Source organism: Streptomyces palmae (assembly GCF_004684805.1).
In the GTDB taxonomy this organism is placed as follows: domain Bacteria; phylum Actinomycetota; class Actinomycetes; order Streptomycetales; family Streptomycetaceae; genus Streptomyces; species Streptomyces palmae.
Genome location: NZ_SRID01000083.1, coordinates 1 through 20,974 on the forward strand (window position 1 = coordinate 1; position 20,974 = coordinate 20,974).

Sequence of the window (20,974 nt, forward strand, 5' to 3'; positions counted from 1 at the left end):
CTCGCGGCCCCCGCCCCGCAGCTCCAGCCCGCACCCGAGCCGACGCCGTCCTCGGCACAGCCGGACGACGGAGCCGACCAGCTCACCCGCCAGGCGCGGATGCTGTGGGAACGCGCTGGGATGCCCGCCCGCACCCACATCGTCAAGGCGACCCGACACCCCGGCATGCGGTACGACCTGACCCTGCTGGTACGCGCCACGGAGACCGGGCGGCCGATCACCGGCCTGTCCCCCGAGATCGTCGGGGCCGCGTTCGGAGTGGACGCGAGCGACGTCACGCTCGAGGCCGTCGCAATCCAACCCGGCCGGCAGGGCGGGCCCGGGTGGATGGAAGCCAGCATCACCCCGCAGGCCAACGCCCGTCGCCGCACCAAGCCGACCGACGCCGAACGCTGGGTGGACCGGGTCGCCGGGCCCAAGGGCGGCGCCCCCGGCTCCGAACTGGTCCACCAGACGCGGGACAACGAGCGCGGGGTGACCTTCTACCGGGCGAAGATGACCGACTCCACCGAGTCCCCGCGCATCGACCTGCCCAAGGTCTGCCGCGCCCTGGGCCTGCCCGAGGACGACTCCTGCGTGTTCGTCCTCATCGACGGCTCGGAGTTCCTGATCAGCGCGTTCGACACCCCGCCGCTCAGCGCGATCTTCCCCGCCACCCGCGAACTGCTCACCCCGGACGCCAAGGGCATGTACGTGTGCGGATTCACCATCACCGGCCAGCCCGTGAAGACCATGGTGTACCAGCACGACAAGAACGCCCCGGCCCACGGCCTCACCCTCGGGGTCAGCCGGTCGGGCAAGACGCAGTTCTTCGCAATCAACATGGCCGCCCAGTCCCTGGACGGCCAGGTGGTGTGGCTGTCCACCGTCCGCAAGGACGAGAAGACCACCGTGCTCGGCCGGTACATCGACCGGCAGGGCTCGAACGCCCTGTGGATGGCCCGCTCCCTGCGGGCGGCGAAGGCGCTGTGCGAGATCAGAGCGGAAATGCCCTGGCCGCACGACGGCCAGCCGCACGACTACAAGCCGGGCGACACACGCTGCCCGTACCGGCAGCTGAACGTCTACGCGGATGAGTTTATGACCGCCGCGCAGGACTCGAACTTCGGCGAGTTCATCCAGAAGGACGGCGAGGACCTCACCGTCACCGGGCTGAAGTACGGCATCGGCTTCAACCCGGCCGGTCAGTCGCCGTTCGCGCACAACGGATTCTCCACGGAGATGAAGGACAACCTCCGGCAGAACAGCCGCCCGGTCATCTTCAACATGGGCTCGCCCGGCGCCACCCGCAAGGCGGCCGAGGGCACCATGGAGAACGCATTCGACGTGCCGACCATCCCGGCCCGCTACTCCCGCAGCGAGGGCTCCGCGATCGAGCGGGCCATGCGCGGCGAGGCCGACCCGGAGAACGGCGTCAGCACGGGCGGCGTCGCGGTCATCGTCCTCGACAACGGCCGCGCCGTGCTCATGCGGTCGCTGTACGCCGACTTCGACACCGACCTCTCCGAGCTGTTCCCCGAGGAAGTCAACCGGCTCACCGACTACGAGATCAGCGAGCTGAACAAGCGCGGCCTGTGGTTCGACTGGAACGAGCCCGTGCGGCCCGGCGAGTTCTGGCCCGAGCCCGACGAGCACGACGAAGACGAGGGCCGGTCCCGCCAGCGAGCCGGCAGAAGCGGCGGCAAGGGCGGCGGCCGACACTCCGAGCAGGTCACCTCTCCCCACCAGGCGCTGGAGGCCATCAAAAGCCTCACCGACGCCTGACCACACCCACCCACCCGCCGAGCCCGGCTCGCCCGAGTGCGGCTGGCCTCGTTCGCCGGCCTGATCCCCAGCGTCTGACTATGCCTCTGTCCAGGGCGGATCGGGCGTGTAGTTGAGCCCATCGCAGAACCGGCAGTCCCACTCCGCGGGGACCTCCCACTTGTCGACCCACCAGCCGACCTGCTTGCCCACGAAGTAGTTGTCCCCACCGCACCAACCGCAATCGAAGACGAACTCCACCCCATCCCCTTCCCCGCGCCTGTTGGTCCGAGGATGCCCGGGACACGGGCGCGGTCACACCCCAACGCCCACCCCCCTGCACGACGCCGAAGGGCGCCGCCGGACAACGATCCCGGCGGCGCCCTTCACCGTCCCCTGCCTGGAGCCCCGATGCCCCATGCCTCGCTCTCCCCCCACATAGACCACCCCGCCACGACCACCCAAGCCGCGCCGCCGACGGAACTGACCCTCGAGGAACGCCTCACCCTCATCGACGCGGCGATGACCGTACGGCTGGACGAAGCCAAGGTCGCCTACGAGGTCAACACCGCCCACATCCCCACCGAGCCCTTCGACCTGGCCGACGTCGTCACCCTCCCACTGACCCCGACACTCCAGCCGCCCCCGGAGCCCTACCCGACCCCGGTCGCCGCCCTTCTGCAGCGCGCCCACCACCGGCTGCTCACCGGCGGCTGGTGCAAGGACGTCCTGGTCGACGAGGACGGCGCCCGCTGCATGCTCGGAGCCATCCGAGCCGAAGCCCGCGGCGACAGCGGCCTGGAAGCCAGCGCCGCCGCCGTGCTCTTGGACGCGATCCGCCGCAAATTCGGCCACGACATCGACTCCGTGCCGACCTTCAACGACGCCCACGGCACAGGCCGCGTCCCGATCCGCATGGTCGACCAGGCAGCCCACCACGCCGACGCCCGCGGCCTGTAACCCCTCCGAGCCACCTGCCTCGCGCCCGAACCCCGCGGTCAGGCGCGGGACAGGCCGCCCGGCCTCCACACACCCACTCACGACACGTCACCGACCAAGGAGTCGCCCCCACCATGCAGTCCAACAACCAGCCCCACACCCATCAGGACCCCGACCAGCAGCAAGAGCCCCCCACGCCGGACACCGCCCACCGCCCATCACGCTGGTCGACGCTGCGCACGTGGTGGGACGGCGCCTGGGGCGAAGGCGGCGTGCTGCACCACCGCTGGGAGCAAGTGAGGCAGGCGCGGACCGCCGGCTGGCACGGGATGGCCACCTGGATCAAAGCACTCCTCGGCCTGGCCGCCGCGTGCGTGATCATCATCCTGCTGGACACGGCCGGCGACATCGTCTCCGCCCTCGCCCACCAGATCGCCACCGCCAACCCACAAGCCAAGCCGGCACCCGAGACGTCCAACAGCCTCTGGGCCGTCATCGACAACCCAGCGCGCACCTACATTGCCCAGCACACCGGCTCCCACCTCGCCGTCACCGGATCCGCGGTCTACAGCCTCTGGCAGATCACCGGCCTATTCGGCCTGATCGGCGGCTTCTTCCACAGCACCGGCGCCCGCCTCACCTGGACCCTGTGGGGCGCAGCCACCATCGGCATGGTCTGGTCCGCCACTCCCACCGACAGCCGCACCATCACCACCGGGATCGCCGCCCTCGCCTGGACCGCGACCTCCACCATCGCCCTGCGCGGCCTGAGCCTGCGCCCAGTCATCTACAACACGCCCCCGGCCATCCAGCCCCGGATCGACATCCGGCCCCAGATCCACGTCCCACCGCAGTCCACGCCCAGCCACGACGAGCCGACCAACATCCACCCCTTCCGCCGCTGACGCCTGCCTGTCCGCTCCCGCACCCCACCTCCTGGTGGGGCCCGGGGGCGGGCAGGGAGCCGGACCAGCCGGCCCACTACGGAAAGGGGAGCCCAGCATGTCCGTCACGATCAACGCCCACCAACTCCGCCGCCTCATCGACCGCACGATCAACCACATCGGCGACGAAGACACCGAAGTGCTGCACGGCATCCGCCTGGAGGCCGACAGCACCTACCTGTACGCGGTCGCGTCCGACCGATACACCGTCGCCGCCGCCCGCTACCGCCACCACGGCCTGGACGGCGAGCCCTTCGCCCGCACCCTCCCCGCCAGCTGCCTGACCGCGCTGCGTGAATGGAGCGATGCTCAGCCCGGCAGCGACACGATCATCATCGCCACCAAGGACGGGCGACTCTGGTTCACCGCGCCCAACAGCGAGCTGGCCATCGGCGTCAACAGCCAGGGCTATTTCGACTGGCGCGGCGTCCTGCGCGGCGTCCTTGAACAGACCAACGGCGCCGAGAACGCATTCCCGGTGCTCGACACTCGTCTCCTGGCCCGCTTTGCCGCAGCCGACACCACGCTGCGCTTCCGTGTCACAGCCGACCAGCAGGGCGTACTTGTCGTCGGCAAGGACTTCCTCGGCGCCCAGGCTCCCATCAACGCCGCCCGCGCCCGCCTGGGCGCCGACGACTCCCTCGCCACCCTCGACCACGTCCACGCCACTTGGCAGCACACCCTCGCCGGCAGCGCAGCCACCACCACGGTGGACGACATCACCACCGAATCGGAATCGGGGCTTTCCCTCGAGGCCAGCGACGACATCACATCGACAGTCGAAGACTTGCTCAAGCAGGTCCTCCGCAGCACGCACAACCTGACCGCCCGCGACATGAGGCCCGAGATGCTCACTGCTCACGCCGTATCTGGCGTCACGGCTTGGAGCGCCTACCGCTTCCTGTCAGCCCTCACTGCTGCCGACCCCAAGCTCGCCGCCACCGTGGTCGCCGAGACCGCCGACGAACTCGAGGCTGGCGAGATCGGCATGGACGCCTGGGACGCTGCCAAGGCATCCGGCCTCGATCCGGAGGAGTGGCGGGCCGAGCTTGACGCACAGCTGGTCAAGAGGGAGGCCCCCACCGAGCAGACCGGCGATAAGTCCCCCGCCAGCGCGGCCTGAACAGCGAAAAGAACTGAGAACAGCGGCGCGCCGCACCGGGTTGAACCGTGCGGCGCATGGGACTACTACGTGCGGCTCAGGTTCTCAGGGAGGCTCCTGAGCCCAGTTCTTAAGCGGTGATGGTGATGTTGTGAGGACCGTAGCGGTGGTAGATCTGAGTCCACGTCATGCTGCTGCCGCGATATCGGTCCAGGGCACTCCAGCCGCGCTCAGTGCGGTGCCACATGCGGCGGCCTGCGCACACCGTGGCACCGAGCGGTGGCTCAGCGAGCTCCTGGTCGAGCCCTCGCGTGGCGAGCATCCGCCGGTACCAGGGATCGCCCAGGTATGCGGCACAAGCCGGATCCTCGAGGTCGGCTCTCTCGATCTTTCCGTTGCACGTCGAGCATAGGACCCCGCGTACCGCCCAGTTGCCTACTCGGAAATCGTGGTCAACGACCAGATGGCCGTGCCTCGTTTCGGCGGCGGTGCGCTGGCAGAGCTGGCATCGATGTTCAGCTTGGTGCATCAGCTCATCGAAGTCAGCGCAGCTCAGCCGGTAGCGAGCATGGCTGCACGGCCGGCCGCCAAGGCGTTCATGTTGAGGCATCACCTCAGACCCCCCTAGGGCCCTGGCCGTCGCGGATCTTGGCGATGTACTCGCGGGTGAACTTGCTGCGGCGCGAGAGTTCAGACGGGCCAACCCCTCCGTCCAGGGCCAACTTGATGGCCTTGAACAGCTTGGAGCGGGCCTCGTCGTAGTCCCTCCGCGCGTTCTCGACTGCCTGGCTGAGTTCGTCCTTGGTCGTCATGAGGCCAGCCTGCCACAACAAAGTTGGCGAATAAACATTGCGAACAAAGTTGACACTTGTCGACGCGCTCCCTACTGTGAAATTAGTTCGCAAACAAAGTTCGCATCGAAGTTGGAGCGGCCCGCGCGTGCCAGGGCCTTCGAAGCCGGCCCTACCGCTCTACACAACGACCACACCCCAACGACCTGGGAGAAACCCGTGTTCAACAAGGACATGCTCGCCAGCCTCACCAACGACGACCATGACGAGCTGATTCGCGACTTCATGACCGAGTACGGCGTCAGCGAGCCCACGGCCACGATGGCGACCAGCCTCTTCATCACCATCGCCTCCGCCATGCCCGAGGACCAGGCAGAGCCGGAGTTCCAGGGGGCCATCATGCAGTCCGTCGCGCAGAACGAGTCGTGGGCGACCGAGATCGTCCAGGCGGCGCTCAACAAGCGCCTCCCGGGCTTCCGCATCACCTACCAGCGCGCCATCACCACCGGCCAGGACCCCGCCGCCGAGCTGGTACACGAGCACGGACTTCCCGCCGCAGCGGCCGCAGAGGTCGTCACCCTGCTCAAGAACGACTCCAACCTGGCCACCGCGCAGCCCGCCGGCGAGCGGACCCGGCAGAAGCCGCCGTCCTCCAGCCGCCCGTACCTCGCCCACGTCACCAGCCCGTCCGGCACCATCAAGGTGACCGTCGACCCGACCGCCACCGTCCCCAGCGCCACGGTGCGCACCGACGACAAGACCGGCCCCTCCGCCGACGCCGTGGCCCGTTCCACCGTCTCCCTCGACGGCGACCGGCTCATCGTCCGCGTCCCGGAGATCGAAGGTGTGGGCGGTGTCGCTCAGATCATCAACACGGGCGGCGGCACGCGGGTCTACCAGAGCGGCGGCGTCATCTTCGGGTCCGTCACCGGCGTGACCATCGACAGGAACGGCAACATGACCATCGGAGGCATCTCCGGCGGCACCGCCTCCAGCCCGATTGAGGTCCTCATCACCCTCCCGGCCGGGTCCGGCGTCACGGTCGACTCCCACAACGCCCACCTGACCGTCACCGGCCCGATCGCCGCCCTGCGTATGGACACCCACAACGGGCACGTCCGCGCCGGTGTCGTCGGCCGCGCCAAGATCGACGGCCACAACGGCAACTACACCTTCGACGCCATCCAGGAGTCAGTCGACATCGACTCCCACAATGCGCACACCACGATCGGCACTTACAGCGGCAGCGACGCCCACGTAACCACCCACAACGGCACCCTGAACCTCTCCGCCACCCCCCAGGCCACCGGCCGGATCGAGGCCCGCACCCACAACGGCTCCATCACTCTGCGCGGCGTACGCGGACGGCAGGACCTGGACGTCCGCACCAGCACGCACAACGGCAGCGTCCACAAGATCTGACCCGGTCCGCTTCTGCCGCCCCCGAACCCCGCCTGGCGGGCGCTCGGGGCCGGTGGTGGCCGACCGGCCAACCCCCGCGCCTTTCCCGAGCCCTTCAGAAGGAGAAGGCCACTCGTGACCACGCTGAACACCTCGGACACCCTTACCCCGGACAGCCGCCTCCCTCTCGCCGACGGCACGCTCGCCGTGCTGGTCGGGATCCCCGGCTGCGGCAAGTCGACCTTCGCCGGCAAATACCCGGCTAGCTGGCGGGTGTGCCTGGACGAGTACCGCTTGGCAGCGACCGACGACATGGCGGACCAGTCGGCCACCCCGGTCGCCGCCCAGATCCAGAACCTGATCTTGGACGCCCGCCTCGCCCGCGGCCGCACAACCCTGGTGGACAGCACGAACGTCTTCGCACATGTCAGGGCCGGACTGCTGGCCCGCGCCCGCTACTGGCAGCGCCCCACCGCCGCGGTCCTGTTCGACGTGCCGCTCGCCACGGCCCAGGCGCAGAACGCCACCCGGGAACGCATCGTGCCCAGCCACGTGCTGCACGACCTCCACGCCCAGATGCCCACCGCCGACCAGCTGCACACCGAGGGCTTCACCGCCGTGTACCTCGCCTCCGAGCTCGCCCATCAGCTGCTGGGCGTACCCGATGACGACGGCCGTCGCTGACTTCTTCCACACGGTTGAGCCACGGCGTCCTGGCCTGCCGGGCGCGCCGACCTGGCCCCCGATCGCCCAAATGGTCCTGCAGTAACCGCACCGAACAGCACTTCCCCGGTCGGACCGCCCGGCCGGACCCGGAGCCCAAGGAGGTATCCGTGATGCAGCGGAAGTTCCACTACATCCTGCTGTGTGCCGCCGTCCCGGTTGCCGCAGCGACGGCCGCCGCCGTCCTGAAGGCCGGCCACTGGGAGCTGTATGCCGACCGGCACCGCATCGAGCTCAAGCCCCAGCCCCGCCGATCCTGCCCAGACTGCCGAGGCGCGGGCGCCTGGTGGGTCGACGGCGCAAACCCGGAGATGGAGGCCTGCGGCTGCTGGACTTCCCGCCGCGAGCTGCGCATCCGGCTCCTGCCCTTCTCGGACTGGCCGGGCGAACCGCCGTTCTGAACGACCCCGCTCCCCGCCCGGCATGGCCGTGGTCGGGACCGCCGGGTAGCCGCGCATTGCCAAGAGGCCGGCCACCCCACTCCCTCACCCGTATCGAGATCAGGAGAACCCCAGCATGCCCCGCCTCACCACCGAGCGTCTGGCCCTCTTCGGCACCCTGCTGGCCACTTTCGGCGAGCTGCACCCGCTGTGCGACCACTGGGTGCAGGGATCGAAGACGGCGATGCGCAAGCGCCTGTACGGCGAGGACCTGGTCCACGCCGACGGCTCCCCCGCCACACCGGACTCCACCCGCCCGACCATGACCACCAGCACCCTCGGACGCCGCGCAGTGGCCTGCCATGTCGCCTCCTATACCGCCGTCCAACTGGGGGCGACCGTCGCGATCACCCGCGCGTTCGGATACCGCGTCACGCCCAGCGCGCTGCTCGTCGGCGCGACGATCAACGCTGGCACGCACGCCGCGATCGACCGCGGCGCCGTCTTGCTGTGGCTGGCGAAGAAGACCGGTAAGACCGGCTACATCGAGCACTGCAAAGCCGCCCGCGTCGACGATGACGGCAAGGCCATCTCGGAGCTCACCGGTCCGGGCAGCGCGTGGATGGAGCTGGACGCGGCCCTGCACCGCTCCATCGGCATCGCGGCCGCGGCCGTCACCACCTGGCTCACCACCCGCCCCAGGCGCCAGCCGGTGACCCGCACCCTCCTGAAGCGCTGCGCGCTGCGGCCGGAGCGTGCCGCATGACGACCGATCTCGACCGCGGAGACTGGATCCGCGGCATCACGATCCGCCAGCCTTGGGCCACCTGCATCCTCGCCGGGAAACGCACGGAGAACCGGCCCATGAACTGGCCGTGGCGCGGCTGGATCCTCATCCACGCCGGTAAGCGGATGGACCGCCCGGCCCTGCACGACTCGCTGGTGGCCACCGCGATCCGCGGCCGCCACCTCCACCAAGGCGCGGTCATCGGCATCGCCCGTCTCACCGACTGCCACCCGGACCTGGGCCCCGAGCGGTGCACCAGCCCCTGGGCGCAGCGCGACACCCACCACCTGGTCCTGGATGACGTCCACGAACTACCGCTGCCTGTGCCCGCCAGGGGCGCACTCCCGGCCTGGAGGCCGACGCAGGACCTCGTGGACCGCGTCCTTCAGCAACTGCCCGATCTGCAGCTGTGACCCACGGACCCCCGCAAGAGACCACTCCTCGAGGCGGCCTGGTCCCGGTCCGCGACCGCTCGCAGGACTGGCACGACACCTGTCCCGCCACCCCTCACCCCGAAGGACACCACGTGCACTCGATCCGCCTGATCTCATTCGGCTACCTGCACCTGCCCACCGGCCCGGATGGCCAGCCGGTCCCGCCCGCCGCCGACCGGATTGAGGACGTCCGCGACCGGCTCCGCGACCCGGCCGCCGCCCGCGACATCCTCGACCTCGACGGCCTCAACCCCCGCGTCCAGGACGTCGTCCTGGCGACGCCCGGCGCCCGCGAGCTGCTGGCCAACCTCGCCGAGTACGCGAGCCTGCCCGCCGGCCCCCGCCGCATCGCCATCGGCTGTGCGGGCGGCAGGCACAGGGCCAGCAGTCTTACCGAACTCCTTGCCCGAGAAATCCGAGCCCGCGGCCGCCAGGTCGACGTCGAACACCTCCACGTCCATCTACCGCGCGTCCTCAAGGCGGCTAACACCGACAACGGAGCGAGCGCATGACCACCACCGGCCCGTACGACCTCGCGACCAGCGAGGGCTACAACGGCACGGTGCACCCGGCCGCCCTGTGACCACCGCCGGCATCCCCAACTCCGAGTAAGGCGCGCCCGCGACCTGGGCGGCCTGACGCAAAGGCCCGTACTCCGGCGAAGAAGCTTCGCCGGAGTACGGGCCTTTGTGTGTTTCGGGGTGCTCGAAGCCGAGCGCGGTCAGAGCAGCCTGTTGCCTCAGCAGAAGCACTAGACAGCCTTAACCGGGTTAAGACTCTCGCGCTGAGAACCTCTAGGGCAGGTTCTCGACGGCGCGCTCCACATGGCCTCGCAGCTGGGCTACAAGCTCGTCGGTCCGCGTGGGGTTGGCGGCCGTTGCGTTGTCGAGTATCGAGACCACGGATGTAAGGCAGTCGGCGAATTGGCCCGCTTCGGCGACGATGCGCTCCAGGACCGCCAGCGGGTCCGCTTCCTGCTCCGGCTCGCCGCCCGCTGTCTTAACCGGGTTAAGGGTCTGCGTGGTCTCGGCCCCTGCTTCGAGCCCCTGGGTCTTAACCGGGTTAAGGGTCGACCCGGCCTCCTCGCCTGCGGCCTGGTGCGGGACCGCAGCTTCGGACCCTGCAGCGGGGCCCTGCTTGGCCGCGGCCTTGCCACGCTTCTTGCGAGGGGTTTTAACCCGGTTAAGAGCCTTGTCGGCCTCAGCATGCTGCTGCTCTTCGGGGAGCCGTCCGATACGGCGGCCGTCCTTGACTGTCAGCTCTCCGGACTCCACCTTCTGCTGTAGGTCGTCGGGGAGTTCGAGAAGGGCCAGCCGTTGGGATACCCAGGCACCGGACTTTCCGAGTCGCTTCGCGACCTTCTCTTGCGAGCCGTGCTTCGTCAGCAGTTCCTGGATGGCGCGTGCCTGATTGAGTGGCGGCACATCCACTCGATGGATGTTGGCGATGAGCGCTGACTCGAGGATGTCCGCAGCGCTGGCCGCTAGGTCGTCGTTGACATCGATCCGCAGCTGCTCCAGGCCGGCCTCGTGAGCTGCAGCCAGACGCCGGTTTCCGTCGATGACGACGTACTCAGCGTCCCCGATCGCTTTCTCCTGGCCGGGGTATGCCTGTAGGAAGGCTGCGCGTCTGGTCACCGTGATGGGCTGGATCTGTCCCTTGGCCCGCAGCGAGTCTGCGGTCTCCTCGATGTCCGTGAGCTCGTCACGAGGGTTGAAGGGGTTGTGTGCCAGCAGGCCGAGCTCCACCGCCGCCGGGGGCCGCTTGCCTTCGCCGTTCATGATCTGCTGACGGGTGCGGATACGGCGCGGTGCGGGCTTCTCGCTGCCGCCGTCTTCGTCGATGCTGAAGCCGCGGGTGACTCGCTGGGCCGGGGGCGTCATACGGCAAGCTCCTTCGCCAGGTCGCGCATCACCTGCGCGTGGTCACTGTCGGGTGCGTACTCCAGCAACGGGATCTCACCGTCCGCAGCCTCGCGGCCTTCCTTCAGATCGCCGATCACCGCGAGGACTGAGGGTGAGCTGCTCTTCTCCCACTGCTCCTTGTTCGCCTGGACGAGCTTGCCGCGCCGGCTGTCATAGGCGTTGACGATGATCCCGAGGTAGTCGACCTGGATCCGGCCCTTCCTGCAGAGGTCGTCCATCTGGGACTTCAGCAGCCGGAAGGCTCGGTGAGACGCCTTATTGGCCCAGACCGGGGTGATGACGCCCGAACGGTCGGCGAGCTCGCCGTCGCGCCGGCGCACGTAGTAGAGCGCGGTGTCCATGTTCAGTCCGAGGCTCGGGGGGCCATCGATGATGATGACGTCGTAGTCCTCCTCCAAGGGCTCGAGGGCGCGCTCCAGTGCAGCCTCGCTGAAGCTCACCTTGGACAGAGCGACATCGCGGAGGAAGGCGTCGTCGGAGGCGGGCAGAAGGTGGAGACGCTCACCGAAGCGCCTCTGATCCAACGCCACCAGCAATTCGTGGATGTCACCCTTCGCGGTGCCGTCCATGTGCATCATGAGCGTCTCGACGTCGTCCTCGTACATGAGGTCCTCGAAGCCGAGCTCCGCGGTGAGGTGCCCCTGCGGGTCGTAGTCGACGAGCAGGACGCGGTGCCCCGTCTCAGCGAGCGCCTGGGCGATGCCGGAAGAGATGAACGTCTTGCCGACGCCGCCTTTTTGGTTGGCCACTATGACCCGGACGACCGGCTGCGCCACGAGCGGCGTTGTGGGGGAGGGGTGGTTGTCCAACCACAGCGTCAGCGCCTGGGCCAGCCCCTGCACGTAGGTGACCCCGCGCTCAGAGCAGGCCGCCTTGAACTTGTCCGGCTCGCCCACGGGGAGAAACGTGCCCCACGTCTTCGCCCCGTCGGTCTTCACCTCCGGCAAGCCGTCTGCCAAGTACCAGGCGTTGATCGCGTGCTCGGTCGCGTCCTGAATATCCATTCCGTGCTCAAAAGCGCGGATTTTCAGGTGCCTACGCAACTGGGGAGTGAGAGCGGTGATTAGCTTCTCTCGCTCCCCTCGGGGGTTGGGGATGCTCATGTGACCGAACATTACTAGGAGGTGCGGCGAAGCTGAACGCAGAGGCCCGGCCGGTCACCCATCCTGGTGAGACAGCACTGCAGCTCCTGGACCCTTAACCCGGTTAAGACCCAAGCACTTCCCCAGCCACCCGCACTCCCACCGTCGGTACCCCAGGCCGGGGACTTCCCGGTCGCCGAGCACGCACACGCGCACACGATCAAACTCCCCGTCTGGCATCGTGAGCAGGATCTCGAACTGGCCGAGAAGTACGTCCCGCCGCACCGATGGTGGATCGCTCTCGCCGAAGGCACGCCGCCGCGGGAGTCCAGCCGCTACTAGCGAGCCAGGGTCGCCAGCCTTGCCGTGCAGAACGCGATCCGCGACGCCCGCATCCGAGCCGACACCGCCACCGCCACCGCCAACGAGGCGACGACCTCGGCCGTCTCCGCACCCGCCGATCACCGCGACCTCGAGGGCGAGACGGCGTCCGCTCCCCACGCCGTCGACCACCCGGGCCGGGACGCCGCCCTGACCCCGGCGCAGCGGGCCGCCGCCGTCCAGGCACACCAGCAGGCCGCGATGCCCGAGGAGTACCTGGAGGGCCGCATGACCGACCCCGCGACGTGGCTGCGCACACCCAAGAACCTGGACCGGCTCGCAGCCTTCACCGACCGCCGCGCCGTGGAGGACCGAAAGGCCCCGGCCGCCGATCCGGACAGTCCGGTCGACCAGCACCGCCAGGAGCACGAGCAGCAGCGCCAGCAGCCTGACCCCGGCCAAGGTCAGGGCCTCCGGCCGTGAAGCGCCGTGCGGCCCGCACGACGGGGCGGAGGACGAAGTCACCGTGCCAGGCGCCGGGACGCGACCGGCAGCCCACCCCCGAAGTCACCCGGGAGCGGGAGAGGGTGCCAGGGACCGCCCCTCGGAGGCCCCTATGGTTGCCCCGACCCCGCCGCAACTTTCGCCGGAGCCGCGCGAGCGCCTGGAGCAGCTCGCCGACGCGGCCCGGCTGCGTATGGCGCTGTCTGATGCCGCCACCCGCCCGGCGCCGCTCCCGCTCACGGCAGTACCCCGGCAGCCAGCCGAGCCCGTGGTGCACCGCGCGGGGCTGTCGCCGGGGATGAGTGGACACGGTGGTCTCCACCGCGCGCCGTGCACGGTGGAGACCACGGTGGCGCGGATCGGGCGCTCCACCCGGTGGGGGAGTGTGGAACATCCCGGCATCCGGTGCGCCCGCCGACGATGCCGTGCACTCCCACCCACCGCACCACCGCACCACCCACCGCACCGCACGCTCCACCAACGCGCGTCGGAGTGGCCGCCGCTTTCCGCCCGCTCCACCTGATGTGCGTACAGAGGGTGACGGTGCATCGGATGCTGCGCACTCGATGCGGATCCCTTGACCAGGTGTGCCGCCGGATTCCACCCAGTCCACCGAGTGGAAAGCAACCCTTGTCCAGGCATGAGTTTCCGTGAGTTCTTCGACGTTTCCCCTTGACCACGTCTGCTACCAGTCCGGAAATGACCTGCACCGGGCCTTCGATGCACAGTGGCAGAGGGGAGATCTCTCCCTCCCGGCGCACCACGCACCGTCACCGTCCGTAGGGCGGTGTGTGGTGCGGAGGATGCCATGTATCGCCGCATCGTGGTGCGGTCCACCGAGTGGAAGCGCACGACATCGTCCGCACCGAATGGAGAGTGGATGCCACCGGATGCGGGTGGCGTCCACTCGGTGCGCTCCACCGCACCGGGCATCCGGTGCGGTGGAGCGCGTCGTCCACTGGACGCCGATCTCCCGCTCGGCTCAGGCCGCGGCCGCCGGCTGCCCGGCGTAGGCGTCGCCGCGGATGTCGGCGAGGAACTGGTGGACCTGGTCGACCTCCTGCATGCACTCGATCAGGAACCCGGCCGCGATCCACGCGGTGTCCGCGCCACCGCCCGCGAGGCACCACCGCTTGAGGTACCGGCTCGCCACCGTCACCAGCTGCCCGGCGACGTACGCGGACTCGCAGTCGGCGTGCTCATCGTGCACGACGGTGAGGTAGTCGGCCAGCAGCAGCGCACCGAACTCACCGATCAGCCGGGCCAGCTCCGGGCCGTCGGCGTGGAACTCCGCCAGCGCGGCCTTCTCCTCCTTGCTGCCCTGCTCCTGCCAGACCAGCTCCACGTAGTCGGCGGCCCGCAGGATCTGCTCCGGGGCGAGCTGGGACACCTTGGGCGACGTCGTCTCCATGACGGCTCCTTGCTGTTCGCTGACCGGATGCCTGCTGCTCCCGGCCGATCGCCCTACAGTGCGCGCCCGGCCCTGTGGACAGAGACCGCGCTCCGGGACACGGCGCGGACGTGACTCCGGTCACGGACAAAACCGGACTGCAAGGGGTTGGTCAAGGAGGAATCGGACGCCTTTGTCGGTGGCCGTCAGACTGCGGACAAGGGGTGGCTTCACACGGTGGCTCCGCCCCGCACGCACATCCGCGTGCGGGGCGGCGACCGCCGACCCGGCCCGCAGGCCGGAGAAACCGAGGACACCGTGCCCACGCCCAACCCCGCCCACGAGCACCACGCGGCCCCCGGCCGCCGGCCTTCCGAGGACATCGGCCAGGTTCCGCAGGCCCCCTCCACGGGCCCCTCCATCGCCCCCTCCACGGCCACTTCGCCCACCCGGCGCGTATCCGCAGGTCAGCCCCGGAAGTCAAGGTCCCGCGGCGCGTTCGACAACCCTCCTAGGTCGACACAGGTCTGGAAGCCGACCGGAGTGCGACGGAAGGAAGTGCTGCGCGCGCTGGGGATCTTCCAGAGGGCTACCGCCGATCAGCTCTGGCGGATGCTGCGCCCCGCCGACCGGCACGACCGGATCACCAGGGACACCCTGAACGCGTTGAAGGAGACGGGCCTGGTCCGGGTGGAGACGCGACTGGAGTCGGGACACCAGCTGTGGGTGCTCACCGAGAAGGGCCACAAGGAAGCCAAGCTGCTGCTGCCGAAGACGGTGCGGATCTCCGCGCTGCGCAAGATCCGGGTCGACGCCAAGAGCCAGCCGGTGAAGGACGACGGCTACGACGAACACGCCGCCGCCGTCACCTCGACCGCCGCCGTGCTCACCGGGGCCGGGTACGGCACCCCGCTGTCCTGGCAGACCGAGATCGCCCACAAGCTCCCCTACGGCTACACCCAGTACGCCGACCTGACGATGCGCGCCCCGGACGCCGGAGTGCCCGCGATGCTCCTGGAGGTCGACCGCGTCACCGAGCCCGTCGACGACCTGGTGGACAAGCTGCGCCGCTACCACGACTGGTTCGAGCTCCTGGCGCCGAAGGCCGACGCGGACAAGGAGAAGGCGGCCAGTCGGCAGGGAGCGGCGGTGCACAACTTCCGGCTGTGGTCCCGGATCTACCCGGCGACAGGCCGCGAGGGCTACGTGCCGGTGGCATTCGTGTTCACGGGGAAGACCGCCGCGCAGCGCGAGAGCCGCATGCTGCGCCTGGAACAGGCCGCCCGCGCCCACTTCGCCGGCACCCCGCACCGGGGCGCAGGGTTCACGGCGGTCGACTACCACCAGGCGGTGCCCGTGGTCGTCACCGAGCTGGAGCGGATCACCGCAGACCCGGCCGGGGCCGCGGGCCCGGTGTGGCGCAGGCTCGGGCGCGATGAGTGGCAGACGCTGTCCGTAGCCCTGGACAACCCCGACGGCGAGCGGCTGTACCGGGCGGAGCTCCGGGAGGCCCGCCGGCGGCAGGCGAAGCGTGAGGCCGCGCGCCGGGAGGCGCAGCGGCCGGTCTGCATGCGGTGCGGCAACAAGTTCACCGACGACCGCTGGCAGCAGATCAGGCAACGCTCGTGGCCCGGCGAGTGGGACCGGCTCTGCGGGCCGTGCGCGAAGGAGGCCGCCGACCGCGCGGAGGCTGAGCGCGTCGCGCGCCGCCAGGCGGAGGAAGTCGAACGCGCGGCGGCCGAAGCGCCGGCGGTGAAGCCGCGCAGCCGGTTCGGTATCGGGCGCCGCCGGTAGCCGGCGGCCTCGGAGGCCGGGGTGGTTGTCGGTGGTGGCTGCGAGGCTGGCCGGATGAACGCCGACGACGAGCAGCTGCTGCCCGGCCGGGTGTACGGATGTGACCACGATGACCCCCACCCCGGCCCGCTGCCGCACCAGACGTACGCCGCGCTGGTCGGCGGTCCGCTGGACGGGCTGCTGCTCGACATCACCGGCTGGACAGCGGACGAGATCCAGACTGGCGTTGCGCTGATGACCGAGCTCGGGCAATTCGGCGCCGGCGGCCGGGCCCTGTACGACCCGCGGCCCGGCGAGCGGAACCGCTGGGACTGGTCCGGCGACACCCCCTGACGCCGCCTCCGGGCACGCTCAACTTCGGCTCACCCGACGACAGCGGGGCCGGACAGGAACACCCTGCCCGGCCCCGCTGCCGTTCCGGCTGCTCACCGGCTGAGTCGGATACGTGGCCCCCACGCGAACTCGAGGTCGTCCAGGAAGACGGTCTCCAGCTCCTTCTCCCACTCGCTGCGTAGACCGAACGGGTTGGCCTCCATACGCTCCAGGATGACCAGGGTCTCCGGCTGCCCAATCAGCGCGTACCGGCCGCGAGAGGCGGGTCGACTGCCCGGCCCGTACGCCCGCAGCACCTCCTCCAGACGCTCGCGGTGCTGCTCCACGAACGCCTCCAGGCGCTCGATGTACCCCTGGCGTTCCTCGGAGCGCACCGCGCTCAGCGCGACATCCAGGAACTCCCCGTCCGGCCAGTGCCGCGTCCCCGGCACGGCCAGGGCCCACGGGAAGCGTTCTGCGGCCGCCAGGACGTCCTTCGCGTCCAGCTCCGGAGCCGGGCCCGGGTCCTCCGCCGGAGCCTCCTGCGGGGCGGGGGAGGCGGGCTGCTGGAGGTGGGCGAGGAGCATGGCGCTGGACGCGGCGCGCCCCCGCCCGGCGGTGGCGGTGGTGTCGGCGATGCGCAGCAGGTGGCTGGCGACGTCGCGGACACTGGCGAACCAGCCCTCCTCGAACCGCGGCTCGGCTCCGTGCGGGGGGCTGCTCTCGGAGATCCAGGTGTGGGCGCCAGCCACCGCTCCGGCCTCCAGCTTCGCCACGATGTCGTCGGCCTGCTCGTGTCCGATCCCGACGGCGGCCAGGGCCTGGAAGACGGTGAACCGTGCGTTTGTGGCTTCGGTCTGGTGGCGGCTGATGGCGGCCAGCTCCTGGCCGTACGCGACCGGGTCGTACTGCTCGGTGCTCACGGAGTGTCTCCCTTGTCTGTCCGGGTGCGGTTGGTGATCCAGTCCGGATCGCGTAGGGACACCGGCAACGGGGCGTCGGTGGCCGGCGCGCGCATGATGCGCCAGCTGGTGCGCGGCGCGGTGACGGCGTGGACCAAGACGACGACGGCCTGTCGCCCGGCACCGCCCCGGGCCCACGCCCCGGTGAAGCGGACCTGATCGGCCGCCCAATCGCCCAGGCGCCGCCACGGACGCAGTCGCCCGACCAGATAGCCGGCCGCGAGCGCGACGACGGCGGTGACGACGACGCCCATCACGACCACCGCATCCCGATCGCGGACAGCATCTCCACCCGCTCCGGGGACAGCGTCGCCGCCCGGCTGCGCTGGTTCCCGACCCACGCCCCGAGCCGGAGCTCCCGCTCCTCCTGGTCCTCGCCGACGACGATCCGTTCGACATGCTTCCTCGGCACCCGAAGGTGCCCCTCGCGCTCGAAGAACTGCTTGGCGGCCTCGTAGTTCAGCGCCCACTTGTCGGCCTGCGTACGGCGCGGCTTCGGCTGTTTATTCTCGGTCGCGGGTGTGATGCCGAGGACCTGCTCGCACATCCACTGCTGCACGGTCGTGAGCTTGTCCCAGCCGAGCCGCTGCGTCCGCACCCACCGCCCGAGATCCACGCCCTGATGCATCACCTCGCCGGGCTCGGTCGGCAGCGTGCCGCCGGCCTCCTCCAGGTGCAGGCGGACGAGGTGGAAGGCGCGCTGCCACTCAACCGGCCAGGCCGGGCACCACGACGGGTCGATGTCCTCCAGCTGCTCGCGCCGCTCCGCCGACAGCGCCCCGGCCGACGACTCCACCGGCAGACCCTCGGCACGCCGCTGCTCGATCTCCTGCGCCTTCCGTGCGGCGGCCCGCGCGTTCTTCAGCCAGATGCCCACCTTGTAGCCCTGGTAGGTGGCGTCCAGCGGGGCCAGGAGGTGCCCGTTCACCTCGGCCCACCCGCGCGCCGCCGCGAGACCTTCCTCCCACGCGACGTCGAAGTGCGACCACACCATGCCCAGCTTCTCCAGCTGCCCGATGCGGTCCTCGTCCATGTCCCCGCGGGCGTAGAACCGGCGAGCGTCGGCGATCCACTGCCCCAGGGGGAAGTTCGCGAGCGAGGCCGGCCACCCGACCCCCTCCGCCTCCTCGCCCTCCGGCACGCGGTACGTGAACGGCACCTTCAGGTCGCCGTGCTCGCGGGCGAAGATGACGGCGGCCTCCACCCCGCGCCGCCAGTGCTCGTGCTCCGGGTTGAGCACCCGCAGGCTGATGAACGCCGCCAGCTGTGCCGGGTCGCGCGGCGTGGAGAACTTCAGCAACTTCCGCGCGGGCGCCGACGGCCCGCCGGATCCGTTCCCCTCGCCCCGGCTCTCCTGGCCCTGCGCGGCCTTCTGGACGGGCTTGTAGGCGCTGGGAGCCTGCTGCTGCGCCAACTGCTCGACCACCCGGGCGTCGTGCGCCCTGAGTGCCTCCAGGAGCTTCGCCAGCCCGCCGAAGGCCCTGGAGGTCAGCATGTTGTCCGCCGTCTCGCCGGGCCCGAGCAGCACCGGCACCACGAGGGAGGCGACCTTGCCCTCGCCGGGGTGCATCCGCAGCGCGCGGCCCACGGCCTGGACGAGGTCGGGCATCGAGCCGCGGACGTCGGCCCAGTAGACGGAGTCACACTCCCGGGTGTCCACGCCCTCCCCGAGCACCTTCACCGAACCCAGGAAGCCCTTCTCCACGACCGTGCCGTCCGCAGCGATACCGTCGGCGAACTCCCCGAGGACCCGCCGCCGGCGGCCCGGCTTGTGGTCGCCGCACAGCCAGTCCGCCCAGATCGTCTTGGGGTACAGCTCAGGGTCAGCGGCGTGCAGCTGCGCGGCGACGTCGGGCAGGCCGGCCGCGAACGCCTCGGCCTCCTTCACCACGTGGTGAAAGACGAGCGTCCTGCGGAAGCCCTCCTCGGCCGACGCCTTGAGCAGGGCGGTCTGGAGCGCGGCGAGCCGGGCCCCGCGGACCTCGTCCGAGCGGCCCTCGGCGCCCAGGAGCTGCGCGGCCTGGAGCTGGGTGTCGGTGATGTCCACGCACACCACCTGGTAGGGGGCACAGATTCCCCGGTCGATCGCCTCCGACAGGGTCAGGGTGAACGCCCTGCTGCCGAAGGGGCCCTCGGGGTCGTCTTCCATGCTCGCCACGAGCTCGCCCGGGGCTGCCTCGGCGTCCTCGTCCAGCTGCCACAGGCGGGGCGTGGCGGTCATGTAGAGGCGGCGCAGGGACGGGATGCGGGTGTTGTCGTGGACGACCGCCCAAGGCTTTCCGATCCGGCCGGAGGTCCGGTGCGCCTCGTCGACCACGATCAGGTCCCAGCCCGGAAGGCCGGCCTTGTGCGCGCGCTCCAGGGTGCCGAGCCCGAGGGAGGCGTACGTGGCGAACACGGTGACCTTGTCGAAGGGCCGCACCCAGTCGACCAGCTCGTCCACGTCCGTGGTGTTGGGGAAGGTCACGTCCTCGCCCCGCAGGGACGAGACCCCGATCATCGGGCCCGTACGGCCAGCCACGCGCCACGCAGCCTCGGTCTGGGTGAGCAGGTCCAGTGAGGGGACGAGCACCAGCACACGGCCAGCGCGGAGCTTCTCCGCGCTGCGGGCCGCGACCCGGGTCTTGCCGGACCCGGTCGCCATGATCACCTGAGTCCGAAGCCCCCTCTCGGGCGCAAGCGATCTTGCAGGCAATTCGAGGGCACGGACAACCGCGTCAATGGCTTCCTGCTGCGCCGCCTCACGCTGATCGGTTCGGCTTGTGGTCGACATATCCGTCTGCCTTCTCCTGGGCTCTCGGTGGGGTCGGAAACGGGAAACCTGCACGTAGATGGCGTGCGATCGGCCACGGTGAACCTCACCGGAACCCGGTCCCAGCCTCGGTCCAGTAGCGGGGGAGCGTGATCGAAAACCGATCCAGACTCCTCAGTGGTGCTGTCTGAGTCCAGAGTCTATCTCGTAATTCAAAGTGAAGCACTCGGAACGCGAAAAGTCCCTCGAACGTGGCCGAATTCTGTTACCGTTGCCTTACGGGCACTCCGGCAAGCAGCCTGACAACAGGTCAATTCGGCTCCGCGCTTCCTGGTTCGGGTGGTCACTCTCCCGACCACCCGTCACCCTCCCTTTTCCTTGCTACTGCCGGGCCGCAGGCCCGTGGGTGGGCTGCGCGGAGGTGGCGCACCCTGTGGTACGGCGGGTGACGTGGGGTCAGCCGGTGGGGGTGGCGGGTGGCTGGAGCGCAGCGGAGGCCACCGGGTCGGCCGGAGGCCGGCCCCGGCCCGCAACGCGGGCCGGGTGCCCTGTGGTTGGTGGTGAGCGCGGAGCGCGTGCCACCTGGCGGTGAGCGCAGCGAGCCGCATCCGCTCACGCGGAGCGGGAGCGGCCGGGGAGCGCAGCGACCCGGCTCGCTGTTGCGGGCGCAGCCCGCAAGGACCCTGTC

General features: G+C 70.1%; 23 protein-coding genes. 14 read left to right on the plus strand and 9 right to left on the minus strand.

Annotation, left to right across the window (positions count from 1 at the left end):
* The coding region (locus E4099_RS11760) for a chromosome segregation protein ParM (RefSeq protein WP_135338950.1) at positions 1–1,764 on the plus strand (1,764 nt) is incomplete at its 5' end.
* Between the two features lie 78 nt (positions 1,765–1,842).
* Here E4099_RS11760 and E4099_RS32940 read toward each other — a convergent pair.
* Positions 1,843–2,004 (minus strand): hypothetical protein, encoded by a 162-nt coding sequence (locus E4099_RS32940; RefSeq protein ID WP_167828347.1) that lies wholly within the window; start codon positions 2,002–2,004, stop codon positions 1,843–1,845.
* Between the two features lie 150 nt (positions 2,005–2,154).
* Here E4099_RS32940 and E4099_RS11765 point away from each other — a divergent pair, with 150 nt between their 5' ends.
* The 3 genes from E4099_RS11765 to E4099_RS11775 all read left to right on the plus strand — a co-directional run bounded on the left by E4099_RS11765 (position 2,155) and on the right by E4099_RS11775 (position 4,749).
* Positions 2,155–2,703, plus strand: a complete 549-nt coding sequence (locus tag E4099_RS11765; protein ID WP_135338951.1) for a DUF6197 family protein — start codon at positions 2,155–2,157, stop codon at positions 2,701–2,703.
* 113 nt (positions 2,704–2,816) lie between these two features.
* Complete coding sequence (locus E4099_RS11770) at positions 2,817–3,587, plus strand: hypothetical protein (protein ID WP_135338952.1); 771 nt, start codon at positions 2,817–2,819, stop codon at positions 3,585–3,587.
* Between the two features lie 97 nt (positions 3,588–3,684).
* Positions 3,685–4,749: a hypothetical protein gene (locus E4099_RS11775; RefSeq protein WP_135338953.1), complete on the plus strand. Its 1,065-nt coding sequence runs from the start codon at positions 3,685–3,687 to the stop codon at positions 4,747–4,749.
* A 109-nt stretch (positions 4,750–4,858) separates the two neighbouring features.
* Here E4099_RS11775 and E4099_RS35170 read toward each other — a convergent pair whose 3' ends face one another.
* Both E4099_RS35170 and E4099_RS11785 read right to left on the minus strand, forming a co-directional pair.
* Positions 4,859–5,338 (minus strand): endonuclease domain-containing protein, encoded by a 480-nt coding sequence (locus E4099_RS35170; protein WP_135338954.1) that lies wholly within the window; start codon positions 5,336–5,338, stop codon positions 4,859–4,861.
* Positions 5,339–5,342: 4 nt separating this feature from the next.
* On the minus strand, positions 5,343–5,540 hold the full coding sequence (locus E4099_RS11785) for a hypothetical protein (protein ID WP_135338955.1): 198 nt from the start codon (positions 5,538–5,540) through the stop codon (positions 5,343–5,345).
* 198 nt (positions 5,541–5,738) lie between these two features.
* Here E4099_RS11785 and E4099_RS11790 point away from each other — a divergent pair, with 198 nt between their 5' ends.
* From E4099_RS11790 to E4099_RS11815, 6 genes are all read left to right on the plus strand, one after another.
* The gene (locus E4099_RS11790; protein WP_135338956.1) at positions 5,739–6,941 is read left to right on the plus strand and encodes a DUF4097 family beta strand repeat-containing protein; all 1,203 of its coding nucleotides are present in this window, start codon (positions 5,739–5,741) and stop codon (positions 6,939–6,941) included.
* A 114-nt stretch (positions 6,942–7,055) separates the two neighbouring features.
* Entirely contained in the window at positions 7,056–7,604 is a 549-nt protein-coding gene (locus tag E4099_RS11795; RefSeq protein ID WP_167828349.1) for an ATP-binding protein, read from the plus strand.
* A 152-nt stretch (positions 7,605–7,756) separates the two neighbouring features.
* The gene (locus tag E4099_RS11800) at positions 7,757–8,044 is read left to right on the plus strand and encodes a hypothetical protein (RefSeq protein ID WP_135338958.1); all 288 of its coding nucleotides are present in this window, start codon (positions 7,757–7,759) and stop codon (positions 8,042–8,044) included.
* 115 nt (positions 8,045–8,159) lie between these two features.
* Entirely contained in the window at positions 8,160–8,789 is a 630-nt protein-coding gene (locus tag E4099_RS11805; protein WP_135338959.1) for a hypothetical protein, read from the plus strand.
* Positions 8,786–9,223 (plus strand): ASCH domain-containing protein, encoded by a 438-nt coding sequence (locus E4099_RS11810; protein WP_135338960.1) that lies wholly within the window; start codon positions 8,786–8,788, stop codon positions 9,221–9,223. The genes E4099_RS11805 and E4099_RS11810 overlap by 4 nt, the downstream gene beginning before the upstream one ends.
* Positions 9,224–9,336: 113 nt before the next feature.
* Positions 9,337–9,756 carry a RapZ C-terminal domain-containing protein gene (locus tag E4099_RS11815; protein ID WP_135338961.1) on the plus strand — a complete coding sequence of 140 codons (420 nt, stop codon included), beginning with the start codon at positions 9,337–9,339 and terminating at the stop codon, positions 9,754–9,756.
* A 282-nt stretch (positions 9,757–10,038) separates the two neighbouring features.
* Here E4099_RS11815 and E4099_RS11820 read toward each other — a convergent pair whose 3' ends face one another.
* Both E4099_RS11820 and E4099_RS11825 read right to left on the minus strand, forming a co-directional pair.
* Complete coding sequence (locus E4099_RS11820) at positions 10,039–11,127, minus strand: ParB/RepB/Spo0J family partition protein (protein WP_135338962.1); 1,089 nt, start codon at positions 11,125–11,127, stop codon at positions 10,039–10,041.
* Complete coding sequence (locus E4099_RS11825; protein WP_167828350.1) at positions 11,124–12,272, minus strand: ParA family protein; 1,149 nt, start codon at positions 12,270–12,272, stop codon at positions 11,124–11,126. The genes E4099_RS11820 and E4099_RS11825 overlap by 4 nt, the downstream gene beginning before the upstream one ends.
* Positions 12,273–12,338: 66 nt before the next feature.
* Between E4099_RS11825 and E4099_RS11830 the strand changes: the two genes are divergently transcribed.
* Both E4099_RS11830 and E4099_RS34135 read left to right on the plus strand, forming a co-directional pair.
* The gene (locus E4099_RS11830; RefSeq protein ID WP_135338963.1) at positions 12,339–12,593 is read left to right on the plus strand and encodes a hypothetical protein; all 255 of its coding nucleotides are present in this window, start codon (positions 12,339–12,341) and stop codon (positions 12,591–12,593) included.
* Between the two features lie 24 nt (positions 12,594–12,617).
* On the plus strand, positions 12,618–13,055 hold the full coding sequence (locus E4099_RS34135) for a hypothetical protein (RefSeq protein ID WP_245244778.1): 438 nt from the start codon (positions 12,618–12,620) through the stop codon (positions 13,053–13,055).
* A 1,003-nt stretch (positions 13,056–14,058) separates the two neighbouring features.
* On the opposite strand, the gene E4099_RS11845 is transcribed toward E4099_RS34135, so the two are convergent.
* The gene (locus E4099_RS11845; protein ID WP_135338964.1) at positions 14,059–14,487 is read right to left on the minus strand and encodes a hypothetical protein; all 429 of its coding nucleotides are present in this window, start codon (positions 14,485–14,487) and stop codon (positions 14,059–14,061) included.
* A gap of 522 nt (positions 14,488–15,009) precedes the next feature.
* Here E4099_RS11845 and E4099_RS11850 point away from each other — a divergent pair.
* Positions 15,010–16,260, plus strand: coding sequence for a replication-relaxation family protein (locus tag E4099_RS11850; RefSeq protein ID WP_245244779.1), 1,251 nt, complete (start codon positions 15,010–15,012; stop codon positions 16,258–16,260).
* A 54-nt stretch (positions 16,261–16,314) separates the two neighbouring features.
* Positions 16,315–16,593 carry a hypothetical protein gene (locus tag E4099_RS11855; RefSeq protein WP_135338965.1) on the plus strand — a complete coding sequence of 93 codons (279 nt, stop codon included), beginning with the start codon at positions 16,315–16,317 and terminating at the stop codon, positions 16,591–16,593.
* Between the two features lie 92 nt (positions 16,594–16,685).
* On the opposite strand, the gene E4099_RS11860 is transcribed toward E4099_RS11855, so the two are convergent.
* From E4099_RS11860 to E4099_RS11870, 3 genes are read right to left on the minus strand one after another with little or no spacing between them, the layout of a single operon-like run.
* Positions 16,686–17,495: a hypothetical protein gene (locus E4099_RS11860; RefSeq protein WP_135338966.1), complete on the minus strand. Its 810-nt coding sequence runs from the start codon at positions 17,493–17,495 to the stop codon at positions 16,686–16,688.
* On the minus strand, positions 17,492–17,788 hold the full coding sequence (locus E4099_RS11865) for a hypothetical protein (RefSeq protein ID WP_135338967.1): 297 nt from the start codon (positions 17,786–17,788) through the stop codon (positions 17,492–17,494). The genes E4099_RS11860 and E4099_RS11865 overlap by 4 nt, the downstream gene beginning before the upstream one ends.
* On the minus strand, positions 17,788–20,307 hold the full coding sequence (locus tag E4099_RS11870) for a DEAD/DEAH box helicase (RefSeq protein ID WP_135338968.1): 2,520 nt from the start codon (positions 20,305–20,307) through the stop codon (positions 17,788–17,790). The genes E4099_RS11865 and E4099_RS11870 overlap by 1 nt, the downstream gene beginning before the upstream one ends.
* Positions 20,308–20,974 lie beyond the last annotated feature (667 nt).